We start from the raw sequence: 11,734 nt of genomic DNA on the forward strand, positions 1-11,734 counted from the left end.
TAAGTAAATGAGCGATCTCAGCAGGAGGAATGTCCTGTCCCTCGGCGTCGCGCTGGGCCTGGTGGGCGCGGCGAGCGTGGCCCCCGCCTGGGGCGCGACGCGGACCGGTTCCGCGGCCGACCCCTGGTGGGTCTGGGACGACGAGATCGACCGCATCATGGCGGGGATCCTCGAAGCGGGCCAGGTGCCCGCGGTCAACACCGCGATGCGGTCCTGGGTGGACAACAACGACCCGCTCCCCGGCGGGCTGCCCGCCGATCTGGCGGGCTACCTCCAGCGCGTCAACCGGTTGCCGTCCTGGGCCGACCCCGCGAAGCTGCGCCGCGCGGCCGATTTCAACCGGCGCAAGGACACCTATCTGTTCATGCTGTACGGGCTCGGCAGCGGCATCATGAGCACGGTCATCCCGCGTGAGGCCAAATCGGTCTACTGGTCCGCGGGCGGGGCCGACATGCAGGACCGCGCGGCCAAGACGTTCACCTTCGGCTACGACCTGAGCGACCTGAACGCCTTCGAGCCCGACGGCCAGTTCGTGGTCACCGCCAACAAGACGCGGCTGGTGCACGCCGCGGTGCGGCATCTGCTGCCGCAGTCGCCGTACTGGAAGGCCGTCGCGGACGAGCGGATCCCGATCAGCAACGGCGACATCCTGGTCACCTTCCACAGTCTCGGCACCTATGTGCACCGGAAGCTCCGCGAATGGAAGGTTCCGATGTCGGCCGCCGACGAGGAGGCCTTCCTCCACATGTGGCAGGTCGCCATCCACCTGCTCGGCGTGCGGGAGGAGTTCATCCCGAAGACATGGGCCGCCGCCTACGCGCAGTCGGCGCAGGTGCTCACCCCGATCCTTTCCCCTTCGCACGAAGGAAAAGAGCTCGCGGAAGACCTGCTGGGGCTGACCGCGCAGGTCGATCTGGGCGTCACCCGGGGATTCCTGAACGAATTCGTGCGCTACGTGCTGAGCGACGCGATCGGCGACTGGCTCGGGCTGCGCCGCGACTACGCGTCCGCGGCCCTCATCCGCACCGCGTGGCCCGCCTACATCGCGTTCCGCGAGGGGCTGATCCCGGTCATGCCCGCCGGGTTCTACATGTTCGACCAGATGGTGCGGGCGCTGGCGATGTTGTTCCTCAACAAGGGCACTTCACCGACCACGACGCTGATCACCATCCCCACGGGGAACCGGGCGGGTACCTGACCACCCCCGTCGCCTCGTGAGTGGTAAGGACGGTTCTAACCGTCCTTACCACTCACGAGGCCGAAATCCTTCCCCACGTGACAGTTTTTCGTTTCTCAGTAGTTTCCACGACGCGCGTCCGGCCGGGCTCCCGCTATATCTGGGAAACCGTTCCGGCTCCGGAACGGTTCTTCCGAGAGGACATGCGCGATGAAGCGTGGATCACGATGGGGCGCCGCGGTGCTCAGTGCGGTGACCGCACTGCTCGTGACGGCGGTACCGGCTGACGCCGAAGAGAATCCCTATGCCCGGGGCCCGGCTCCGACGAACGCCAGTATCGAGGCGGACCGCGGATCGTTCCAGACCGCCACCGAGAAGGTCCCCGCCGGACAAGGTTTCGGCGGCGGGACGATCCATTACCCGACCGCAACCGGCCAGGGCACGTTCGGCGCGATCGCGATCGCGCCCGGCTTCTTCGAAACGGAGAGCGCGATCGCCTGGTACGGCCCGCGTTTGGCCTCCCAGGGATTCGTCGTCATCACGTTCTCCACCAAGAGCACCTGGGACACTCCGGACGTCCGGTCCGATCAGCTGCTCGCGGCTCTGCGCTACGTGACGGACAAGAGCCAGGCCAAGGACCGCGTCGACCCGGGCAGGCTCGCCGTCATGGGCCATTCGATGGGCGGCGGCGGGTCGTTGATCGCCGCGCAGAAAGCCCCCACGCTGAAGGCCGCCATCCCGCTGACGGGCTGGAATCCGAACACGACGTTCTCCGACCTGAAGGTCCCCACCTTCGTCGTCAGTGCCCAGAACGATTTCATCGCCCCGGACGGCTCGCATTCCCGGCCGTTCTACCAAAGCCTTCCCGAATCCTTGGACAAGGCGTACATGCTGCTGGCCGGCGCCGGTCACATGGCGCCGACGAAGCCGAACGTGACCATCGCGAAGTACAGCCTGTCGTGGCTGAAACGTTTCGTCGACGAAGACACCAGGTACGACCAGTTCCTGTGCCCGCTCCCGGCGAACGACCCGAAGATCGCCGTGTACCGGGGCACCTGCCCGCTCGGCTGACACCGGCGGCTCGCGGCCGCTGTGGCCTCCGGGGTCACAGCGGTCCGCGGCCGGCCTGCTCGACCCAGACGGCCAGCTGGGTCCGGTTGGCGAAGTCGAGCTTGTGCGAGATGTGCTGCAGATGCGTCTCGACCGTGCGCCGGGCGATGACCAGTCTCGCCGCGATGTCCCGGTTGCTCAGCCCGGCCGCGACGAGCCGCGCGATCTCCGACTCACGCGGCGTCAGCGGCGGGAGGTCGGCGGGTTCACCGGCGGAAAGGGCCTCGCGCCCGGCCAGGGCGTCGTGCGGGTTCCGTCGCCGGCCCTCGGCGAAGGCCAAGTCGAACCTCTTGACCCCCAAGGCATTCCGGGTGGCGTCGTGGAACATCCGGTGGGCCGCCGTGACGGCCACATCGGGCTCGGCGTTGCAGCGCTCCCAGAGTGTGGCCGCGGTCCCGAACAGTTCCGCCGCGCGCACCCACTCCTCGCGCCGCGCCGAGACCCAGGCCAGACCGTCCACCCGGTAGGCCGCGGACAGCACGTCCGAGGCGCGGAGGTCGATCTCCAGTGCGGAGCGGATGAACCGCTCGCCGTCGTCGAGATCGCCGCCGAAGCAGACCTCGGCGACTCCCAGCCCGAACAGGGCCATGGAGCGATACCGCTCCTCCCCCGCCTCCTCGCACAGACGGCGCATCGAGCCCAGCAGCTCCCGCGCTCCCGGCAGGTCTCCTCGGTAAGCCAACGCGACCCCCTGCCGGAACATCGGGTGCATCTGGCGCCGGACGTCGCCGCGCTCGCCGAAGAGACGCACGGCCTCCGCCGCGTCCACCATCGAATTCGGCTCGGTGGCCAGCATTTTCACGAAGGCCCGCGCGTGCGCGATGTAGGGACTGGCTTCGCCGTCCTCGATCGCTTCGGCGGCGGCCAGCCGTTGCCTGGCTCGTGGCAGATCCGCGTGCAGGGCGGCGCACAAGGCCGCGATCGCCAGGCCGCGGGCCCGTCCCCGGGTCTCCGGCGGCAGCGACTCGAGCGCGCGATCGATCCAGTCCCGCAGTTCCCACGCCGCGCCGCGCGCCACCCAGTATTCGATCATGCCGGTGGCCATCTCCAGCGCCACCGCGCCTTCACCGGGCGTGCGGAGCGACCACGACAGCGCCTCCCGGATGTCGGCGTGCGCCGCCGTCAGGCGCTCGTACGCCTCGTCCTGTCCCGGCCCGAACCACGTGGCGGCCGCCTGGTCGATCAGCCGGGCGTAGTGGTCACGATGCTTCCTCGCCACGGCGAGCTCGTCACCGGATTCGGCGAGCCGGTGCCCGCCGAATTCGCGGAGCAGCCTGAGCATCCGGTAGTGGACGCGGTCCGCGCCATCGATGCGCGCCAACACCGACTTGTCGACCAACCCGTCCACCGCGTCGAGCACGGCGAGCGTGTCCAGCCCGTCTCCGGCGCAGACGTCCTCCGCGGCGGCCAGGTCGAACTGCCCGGCGAACACCGAACAGCGCGCCCAGACGATCCGCTCGGTGTCCGTGCACAGGGAATGGCTCCACTCGATGGTGGCGCGCAGTGTCCGATGCCGCTCGACCGGCATCCGGAGACCGGTGGCCAGTACCTCCGAGTTCTTCTCGACGCGGTCGGCGATCTGCGACGGTGACAAGACCCGGATCCTGGCCGCGGCGAGTTCGATCGCCAGCGGCAGGCCGTCGAGCCGCCGGCAGAGGCGGACCACGTCCGCGACATTGCTCTCGCCGACCTCGAACGCGGGCAGCACGCTGGCGGCACGCTCCGCGAACAGCCGCACCGCGCCGAACGTGAGCGCCTCTCCCGGTGTCTCGACCTCTTCGCCGGGCACGGCCAGAGGCGGGATCGCCAGCACGTGCTCCCCGGCCAGCCCCAGGGAGCAGCGGCTGGTGGCCAGGACGACGAGGTCTTGGCAGTCCCGCAGCAACGCCGTCACCAGGTCCGCGCTGCCGTCGAGGACATGTTCGCAGTTGTCCAGCAGCAGCAACGACCGCCGTGGCCGCAGATACGAAACGACGGCCTCCAAATCGGTGCGGCCCGCCGTGTCGTGCAGGCCCAAGGCGTCGGCGACCGTGCGCGCGACGAGGCGTTCGTCCCGCAGTTCACCCAGCCCGGCGACCGCGACACCGCCGGGGAAGGCCCGGGTGAGCGAGCTGGCCACGTGGGCGGCCAGCCGGGTCTTGCCCACACCACCCGCTCCGGTCAGGGTGACCAGGCGGCCCGCGCCGAGCAGCCGGCGAACCTCGTCCTCGTCGTCCGCACGGCCGACGTAGCTCGTCAGGGGCCGCCGCCCGACCTCGCTGTCGTTCGTCATGATCCGCCCATCGAAGCATGCTCGCCGGACGATGTGGGCTGTTCGCACCACAGCCTGGGCTTTCGCGCACAATGCCCCATGACCGATCGGCTGGACATCGCCAAGGAGCAGGTCGAACGAGCCTTCGGGCCGAAGGTCGCGAAACGGCTCGGCGCGTTCGACGACGGGACGCTGTACGTCTCGGCGGGCGGGTGGGCGGAACTGGCGGCCTGGCTCGTGGACTTCGTCGTCTACCTGCTGTGCGCGGGGATCGGTTTCGTCGTGTTCGCGGTCGCCACCCGGAACAGCGCGATCCCCGACAGTGCGCCCTTGCTCACCCTGCTCGGCCTGCTGATCGGCGTTCCGGTGCTCTACGGCCTGTTCTTCGGCAACGGCCGTGTCCTCGGTGCCGCGCTCACCGGCACCCGGCTCGTCCGGGTCAAGGACGGCGGGCGGATCGGCGCGTCGGCCTGCTGGGCCATGTTCGTGCGGACGGTGCTGTTCCCCCTTCTTCTCGTCGCGATGGTGCTTGCCGGTTCGGGCGGCGTCGGCTCGGTCCGGCGGCTCAGCATCGACGACGAGGCCACCCGGCGGGTGCGCGAACGTTACGGCGTGTCCCATTCGGGCGCGTCGACGAAGTGCACGTCGTAGCGCTCGTGAAGGTGCTCGACCTCTTCCGGTGCGACGTTCCCGCGCAGGATCTCGGGCAGGACCCGGAAATAGCCGAACCGGTCGACGCCGGGCGCCAGCGTGATGAGGACGTCCGCGCCGCTCTCCGGCGGCGCGGCGAACGCGTGCCGGACGCCCGGCGGGATCACCACGTACCCACCGCGCTCGACCGTGATCGTTTCATCGCCCACCAGCATCCGCAGCGCACCGTCGAGCACGTAGAACGCCTCCGCGGATTTCCGGTGATAGTGCGGTTTCGTCCCGGGCTCCCCCGGCTGTAACGACAACCGGTTCGCGCCGAGGAGCCCACCGGTGTGCTCGCCGTCGGCCAGCAGCCGCAACGCGGGCCGCTCGACGACCTCCGCGTCCTTCTCCTGCATCACCCAGGCTTCGTTCGTCATCGTGCTCCCTATCTAGTTGAAGGCTTCAACCAAAGCTAGCCCTAAGTAGTTGAAGGCGTCAACTGTTACTGTGTGCGCCGTGACCGACTGGCTCGACCCGGACCAGCAGCGCGACTGGCGGGCGTTCATCGAAGGATCCGTGCGTTTCGTGGACCTGCTCGACCGGCGGTTACGCGAGGAGCACGGGCTTTCCCTGGCCGAGTTCGAACTCCTGGTACGGCTTTCCGAAGCCACCGGCCGGTCGATGCGCATGGCGGACCTCGCGAAATCGGCGTACTACTCGCGCAGCCGCCTTTCCCACCGCATCAACGGGCTGGAGACACGCGGACTGGTGCAGCGGGAATCGACGGCCGACGACGGCCGCGGCGTGCGGGCCCGGCTCACCGACGAGGGCTACGAGACTTTGAGCCGCGCGGCGCCGGACAATCTCCGCACGGTCCGCGAACACTTCATCGACGTGATCGCGCCGGAAGACCTCCGGGCGGTCGGCCGCGCCATGCGTGCCGTCGCCGGAAAACTCGATCAGTGACGCGGCCCACCTGCCGGAGCCGGTGGCAGCCGGTAATGTCCGCTCCATGAGCGACGCGCCGACCCCTTCCGAGGCCTTCGACCTTCTGCTCGCCGGCAACCGGCGCTTCGTGGCCGGTACTCCGGAGCACCCGAACCAGGACGCCGTCCGCCGCACGGAAACCGCCCCCGAGCAGAGCCCCTTCGCGGTCCTTTTCGGCTGCTCCGACTCACGGCTGGCCGCCGAGATCATCTTCGACCGCGGGCTCGGCGACCTGTTCGTCGTCCGCACCGCGGGCCATGTCGCCGGTTCGGAGGTGCTGGGCAGCATCGAGTACGCCGTCAGCATCCTCGACTGCCCCCTGGTCGTCGTCCTCGGTCACGACTCCTGCGGCGCCGTCGCCGCGACCCGCGAAGCGCTGAAGGACGGGCTCGGTACCAACGGCTTCGTCCGCGATGTCATCGAGCGGGTCACCCCGAGCGTCCTCGCGGCCCGTGCCGCCGGGCTCACCAGCAACGACGACATCATCGACGAGCACATCCGCCACACCGTCGACCTCCTGGTCGACCGCTCCCGGCTGCTCTCCGAGCAGATCGACGCCGGGAAGACCGCCGTGGTCGGGCTGTCCTACCACCTGTCCGACGGCAACGCGCGGGTCGTCACCACCCGGGGACTGGGCTGAACCTCAGCTCGGCAGGAGCGCTCCGGCGAGCGCGAGCACGGTTCCGGCCGCCGCCGCGGCCAGGATCGTGGTCACCACTCCGCGCCGGAACACGAACAGCAGGATCCCGGCACCGGCGAGCACGGCGTACTGCCATCCCTGGGTGAGGCTGAGCGCGAGCGGGATCGCCGAGCCGAGGATGGCGCCGACCGCGGCCGGACCGGCGCCGTCGAGGAACGCCCGGACGTTCGGGTTTCCGCGCAGCCGGTTGAAATGCTTGGCACCGAACAGGATGAACAGGAACGACGGCGCGAAGGCGACCAGCGAGGCCAGGAGGCCGCCGGCGAGCCCGGCCGCGGCGTAGCCGACGACGGCGACGGTCTGCACCACCGGTCCGGGGGTGACCTGGCCGAGCGCGACCGCGTTCAGGAACTCCCCCGCGGTCATCCAGTGGTAGGTGTTCACCGCGTCGTCCTGCATGAGCGGGATGATCACGAAGCCGCCGCCGTAGGACAGCATCCCGACCTTGAGCGCCACCCACGCGACGGACGCGAACACACCGGCGCCCGCGACCGCGGCGGCCCAGGATTGGGCGGGAACGGCGAACAACGCGGCACTGGACTCGCCGCGGCGTGCGCGGTTCACGGTCAGTTCGACCACGCCGCAGCCCAGCAGGACGAGCACCAGCCACGGGCCGAGCAGGGCGGCCGACACGACACCCGCCAGGACGTACAGGGCCCAGCGCACGCGGCCCGTGGCGGCCGCGCGCCGCCAGCCCGCCGGGATCAGGCCGACCCCCGCGTGCACCGCGACGGCGGCGACCGCCGCACCCGCGCCCGCACCGGCCCCGCGCACCCAGGCGGGCGGGGAACCCGTGAGGAACAGCGCGGTCAGCGCCAGGATCACGATGAGGCCGGGCACGATGAACGCCGCGCCCCCGACGAGCGCCCCCGCCCGGCCGCGTACCCGCCACGCGGTGAAGATCGCGAGCTGCGTCGACGCCGGGCCGGGAAGCAGGTTGCACGCGGCGATCGCGTCCTCGAATTCCTGATCCGACAGCCATTCCCGGCGCTGCACGCACAACTTGCGCAGCAGGGCGATGTGCGTGGGCGGCCCGCCGAACCCGATGCAGCCGATCCGGCCCCATTCCCGCAGGACGGTCCCCAGGCTCGGCTCGTGGTGTGGCGTCAACGGGCCGCGGGCTGGAACAGTTCGACCGGGTTGCCCGCCGGGTCGTCGAACACGATCTGGCGGCCACCCGGCCCGGTCACGACGTCACTGCGGAACGGGACACCGTTTTCGCGCAGCCTCGCGACTTCGGCGTCGATGTCGTCGACGACGAGATGGATGCGGTTCCACCCACCCGGCGCCGGTTTCGTGCCGTCCGGCATCGCGCGCCCCGCCGAACTCGCCGGACCGCTGAGCAGCAGCCGGAGATTCCTGCGCACCACGTCGGCGAACGCGGGCAGCACGCTGGATCGCACGGCGAAACCCAGGTGCCCGGTGTAGAACTCGACGGCGGCCGCTACGTCGTCGACCAGGTAACGCACACTCACCAGTTCCGAAGTCATGTCCTGTTCACCTCATCATCGCGATACTCCACGCCGAACCGGGCGGTCAGGAACCCGATCCGGCGGTCCAGTTCGTCGGCGAGCCGTCGGAACGCCGGATAGCTCTCGGGTTCCTTGGCCGGATCCGGCAGACTCCAATGGATGACGCGCGGATGTCCGGGGAACTCCGGGCAGACCTCGCGGACCCGGTCGCAAAGGCTGATCACCCAATGGAATCGCCTGCGCCGGTGATCGTCCACATGGGACGGTTCATGGGTGAGGGCGATGCCGCGTTCGGCGAGGACGCGCACGGCGTCGGGATGCACCGGCTTCGGGTGGCTGCCCGCGCTGGACACCTCGACCCTCGAACCGGCCCGGTGCCGCAGCAGCGCCTCCGCCATCGGCGACCGCCCGCTGTTCCCGGTGCACACGAACAGCACCTTGAGCCTGGATTCGGCCCGCTTCACGGCCACCCCGATCGGCGCCAGGGCGGGGTGCAGCGAACTTCCCGCCGCGGCGAGCGCGTCCGCGCACCGCTCCAGATCGAGGTGGTAGTAGGTGTCCCGGCCGTCGAAGCTGCTCCTCCGCGCCGTGACCAGCTCCGCGGCCCGCAGCTTGCGCAGGTGATAGGACACCAGGTTCTGCGGCTGCCCGACCAGGTCGACCAGCTCCCGCACCCGGCGGTCGCCGTGCGACAACTCGCGCAGCAGCCGCCAGCGCAGCGGATCGCTCGCCAGCCGTACGAACGGCGGCGGATCGGCCGTCTCGGAGGTCGCCACCGTCGGAAGATACATCAACACAGGTTGATATATCTAGACCTCGGTGCCCGGAGCCCGTTATCGTCACCGGGTGCCGTCTCCCGAGAACGTGGAGTTGTCATGACCGCAGATCCGCCGCACCTGCCGCCCAGCGACGAAAACCTCGAGAAACTGGTCGATACGCTGACCGAGCGCTTCCCCGCCGGCCGCGAAGAGGTCGAAGCGATCGTCCACCGGAACTTCACCGAACTCAGTTCCCATGCCCCGGTGGACGCCTACCTGCTCCAATTGACTGAAGGAAAGGCCGCGGACGAACTCCGCGCTCGCTACCCGGCGCGGTAAGAGGCGCGACGGGAACGCGAAAGCGCCAGCCCGCCCAGAGCCGCGGCGATCAGCCCGATCACCAAGGCGACGAAGCCACCGACGATTCCGTACCCCGTGCCGGGCCCGCCCTTCGCCGCGGCTACCACGTAAACGCCGCCCGCCATGCCCAGCAACCCCGCCGTCAGTGCCACGACGGCTCCTCGCCGCGTGTCGCCGGACCGGCGCCGAGCGACGGCCAGTCCGCCGACGACCACCCCGATCACCCCCACCAGCGCGGCGATCAGGGACCAGAGGCGCCCAGGGGTCAGGTACGGCTCGGCCAGCAGGTGGACGGTCATGGGGTGCTCCTTCGCTCGATGACTGATGTCCGCAGATGGTGTCCGCCGGACCCGCCCCGCGTCGTCCGGCGTACGCAGGCATTCCGGACTGCCACCGACGTCGTGGAAACGCCGGGACTACCGCGTACGTGGTAGTCGAGGGATCGTCTGTGCGGAGGAGTCGCCCGCCGGGACGGCTGGTTAGGGTTCTCGCATGAACAGGGTCTGGGACTGGGCGATCGCCGCCGGGGTGACGGTGGTCCTGCTCGTCACGGCACTGTCCAGTGAGGACACCACCACGAACCCACTGGGTTACGTGGCGCTGGTCGCCGGAGGCCTGGCGCTCGCCGCGTATCGCCGGGCGCCCCTCACGGTCCTGGCCGTGACCGCGGTGTGCGCGCTGGGATACCAGGCCGCGGGTTTCACCGTGCCCGCCGTCGCCTATCTGGTCGCGGTCTACGCGGCGGTCCGCGCCGGACACCGGATCGCCGCCGTCGCGGGATCGGTGCTCCTGATCGTCGCGCTCCCGCTCGTGCTCCTGGCCTCCGCCAACGCCGCGTCCGTCGGCGACGCGTTCGCCCAGAGCCGAGACGCCCTTCAGCTGGCCTGGCTGATCGCCGCCGGCGCGGCGGGCGAAGCGCTGCGGCAGGCGGAGCGGCGGGCCGACGAGGCCGAGCGCACCCGTGAGGAGACCGCGCGGCGCCGGGCCGACGAGGAGCGGCTGCACATCGCGCGGGAACTGCACGATTCGCTCACCCATCAGATCTCCGTCATCAAGGTGCAGGCCGAGGTCGCCGTCCATCTGGCCACCAAACGGGGCGAGGCGGTGCCGGAATCGTTGCTGGCGATCCGTGAGGCCGGCCGCGAGGCGACCAGGGAGTTGCGGGCGACCCTGGAAGCCCTGCGTGACGACGATACGAATCCGCCGCACGGACTCGACCGGATCCCCGACCTGGTGGACCGGGCCCGGACGGCCGGCCTGGACGCGACGCTCACCGTCGAAGGGCGACGGCTCGATCTGCCCTCGGCCGTGGACCGCACCGCGTACCGGATCGTTCAGGAGTCCTTGACCAACATCGCCCGGCACGCCGCGGCCAAGACCGCCTCGGTGCGGATCGACCACCGTCCCGGCGCCCTCGCCATCCAGGTCGAGGACGACGGCAAGGCCATTCCTGGCGCCGCACCGATCCCCGGCGTCGGGCTGCTGGGGATGCGTGAACGGGTCACCGCGCTGGGCGGCCGTCTCGACGCCGGGCCGAAAGACACCGGTGGTTTCTCCGTCCGGGCCGAACTTCCCGTGGAGCGCCCGTGATCCGCGTCCTGCTGGTCGACGACCAGCCCCTCATCCGGAGCGGATTCCGCGCACTGCTCGACGTCGAGGACGACATCGAGGTCGTGGCCGAAGCGGCCGACGGGGGCGAAGGCGTGTTGCTCGCCCGAAAGCACCTGCCCGACATCGCGCTCATCGACATCCAGATGCCCGGGGTCGACGGCATCGAGGCGACCCGGCGCATCGCCGCCGATCCGGCGCTGTCCGGGGTGCACGTCGTCATCCTGACCAACTACGGCTTGGACGAGTACGTCTTCAACGCGCTGCGTGCGGGCGCGGCGGGATTCCTCGTGAAGGACATCGAACCCGAAGACTTCCTGCACGCCATCCGCGTCGCCGCACGCGGCGACGCGCTGCTCGCGCCTTCGATCACCCGCAAGCTGATCGACCGGTACGTCACCGTCCCGCTCGGCGGCGCCGGCGGTACCGGGCTGCCGGAACTGACCAACCGCGAACGCGAAGCCGTGGTCCTGGTCGCGCGGGGCCTGTCCAACGACGAGATCGCCGGTCACATGGTGATCAGCCCGTCGACCGCGAAGACGCACGTCAACCGCGCCATGACCAAACTCCACGCCCGCGACCGCGCGCAACTGGTGGTTCTCGCTTACGAGTCAGGCCTGGTCGCACCGGGTTAGCCGTCCCGAGTCGCCGGGTACCCGCCGGAAAACCCCCTCGGAA

At 70.1% G+C, this 11,734-nt stretch carries 14 protein-coding genes; 8 read left to right on the forward strand and 6 right to left on the reverse strand.

All coding sequences use genetic code 11. The annotated features are described in order from the left end of the window. Positions 1 to 7: 7 nt before the first annotated feature. Together DMC61_RS10765 and DMC61_RS10770 are read left to right on the forward strand one after the other, a co-directional pair. Positions 8 to 1,198, forward strand: coding sequence for an oxygenase MpaB family protein (locus DMC61_RS10765; protein ID WP_125688879.1), 1,191 nt, complete (start codon positions 8 to 10; stop codon positions 1,196 to 1,198). A 189-nt stretch (positions 1,199 to 1,387) separates the two neighbouring features. Then, entirely contained in the window at positions 1,388 to 2,248 is an 861-nt protein-coding gene (locus DMC61_RS10770; protein WP_125688881.1) for a dienelactone hydrolase family protein, read from the forward strand. Positions 2,249 to 2,282: 34 nt separating this feature from the next. Here DMC61_RS10770 and DMC61_RS42015 read toward each other — a convergent pair whose 3' ends face one another. Further along, positions 2,283 to 4,559 (reverse strand): LuxR C-terminal-related transcriptional regulator, encoded by a 2,277-nt coding sequence (locus tag DMC61_RS42015; RefSeq protein ID WP_125688883.1) that lies wholly within the window; start codon positions 4,557 to 4,559, stop codon positions 2,283 to 2,285. 78 nt (positions 4,560 to 4,637) lie between these two features. Between DMC61_RS42015 and DMC61_RS10780 the strand changes: the two genes are divergently transcribed. Continuing rightward, the gene (locus DMC61_RS10780; RefSeq protein WP_125688885.1) at positions 4,638 to 5,189 is read left to right on the forward strand and encodes an RDD family protein; all 552 of its coding nucleotides are present in this window, start codon (positions 4,638 to 4,640) and stop codon (positions 5,187 to 5,189) included. On the opposite strand, the gene DMC61_RS10785 is transcribed toward DMC61_RS10780, so the two are convergent. Then, positions 5,144 to 5,608 (reverse strand): cupin domain-containing protein, encoded by a 465-nt coding sequence (locus tag DMC61_RS10785; protein ID WP_233594761.1) that lies wholly within the window; start codon positions 5,606 to 5,608, stop codon positions 5,144 to 5,146. The two genes, DMC61_RS10780 and DMC61_RS10785, sit on opposite strands and share 46 nt — an antisense overlap. Before the next feature lie 79 nt (positions 5,609 to 5,687). Here DMC61_RS10785 and DMC61_RS10790 point away from each other — a divergent pair, with 79 nt between their 5' ends. Together DMC61_RS10790 and DMC61_RS10795 are read left to right on the forward strand one after the other, a co-directional pair. Further along, a complete protein-coding gene (locus tag DMC61_RS10790) occupies positions 5,688 to 6,137 on the forward strand; it encodes a MarR family winged helix-turn-helix transcriptional regulator (RefSeq protein ID WP_233594762.1) in 450 nt (149 codons plus the stop codon). 46 nt (positions 6,138 to 6,183) lie between these two features. Continuing rightward, entirely contained in the window at positions 6,184 to 6,798 is a 615-nt protein-coding gene (locus DMC61_RS10795) for a carbonic anhydrase (RefSeq protein ID WP_016333342.1), read from the forward strand. Positions 6,799 to 6,801: 3 nt separating this feature from the next. On the opposite strand, the gene chrA is transcribed toward DMC61_RS10795, so the two are convergent. The 3 genes from chrA to DMC61_RS10810 are packed head-to-tail and all read right to left on the reverse strand — an operon-like array spanning position 6,802 to position 9,106. Further along, the gene (chrA, locus tag DMC61_RS10800) at positions 6,802 to 7,968 is read right to left on the reverse strand and encodes a chromate efflux transporter (protein WP_125688889.1); all 1,167 of its coding nucleotides are present in this window, start codon (positions 7,966 to 7,968) and stop codon (positions 6,802 to 6,804) included. Continuing rightward, complete coding sequence (locus DMC61_RS10805) at positions 7,965 to 8,348, reverse strand: VOC family protein (protein WP_125688891.1); 384 nt, start codon at positions 8,346 to 8,348, stop codon at positions 7,965 to 7,967. Before DMC61_RS10805 ends, chrA begins: the two co-directional genes overlap by 4 nt. Then, on the reverse strand, positions 8,345 to 9,106 hold the full coding sequence (locus DMC61_RS10810; RefSeq protein WP_125688893.1) for an ArsR family transcriptional regulator: 762 nt from the start codon (positions 9,104 to 9,106) through the stop codon (positions 8,345 to 8,347). Before DMC61_RS10810 ends, DMC61_RS10805 begins: the two co-directional genes overlap by 4 nt. Before the next feature lie 99 nt (positions 9,107 to 9,205). Here DMC61_RS10810 and DMC61_RS10815 point away from each other — a divergent pair, with 99 nt between their 5' ends. After that, positions 9,206 to 9,427 carry a three-helix bundle dimerization domain-containing protein gene (locus tag DMC61_RS10815; protein ID WP_125688895.1) on the forward strand — a complete coding sequence of 74 codons (222 nt, stop codon included), beginning with the start codon at positions 9,206 to 9,208 and terminating at the stop codon, positions 9,425 to 9,427. Here DMC61_RS10815 and DMC61_RS10820 read toward each other — a convergent pair. Continuing rightward, complete coding sequence (locus DMC61_RS10820; RefSeq protein ID WP_125688897.1) at positions 9,412 to 9,747, reverse strand: DUF6223 family protein; 336 nt, start codon at positions 9,745 to 9,747, stop codon at positions 9,412 to 9,414. The genes DMC61_RS10815 and DMC61_RS10820 overlap by 16 nt on opposite strands. A 193-nt stretch (positions 9,748 to 9,940) precedes the next feature. On the opposite strand from DMC61_RS10820, the gene DMC61_RS10825 reads away from it, so the two are divergent. After that, positions 9,941 to 11,038 (forward strand): sensor histidine kinase, encoded by a 1,098-nt coding sequence (locus tag DMC61_RS10825; RefSeq protein WP_125688899.1) that lies wholly within the window; start codon positions 9,941 to 9,943, stop codon positions 11,036 to 11,038. Further along, positions 11,035 to 11,691 (forward strand): response regulator transcription factor, encoded by a 657-nt coding sequence (locus tag DMC61_RS10830; protein ID WP_125688901.1) that lies wholly within the window; start codon positions 11,035 to 11,037, stop codon positions 11,689 to 11,691. Before DMC61_RS10825 ends, DMC61_RS10830 begins: the two co-directional genes overlap by 4 nt. Positions 11,692 to 11,734: the final 43 nt, after the last annotated feature.

Source organism: Amycolatopsis sp. WAC 04169, from assembly GCF_003947535.1.
Taxonomy (GTDB): Bacteria; Actinomycetota; Actinomycetes; order Mycobacteriales; family Pseudonocardiaceae; genus Amycolatopsis; species Amycolatopsis keratiniphila.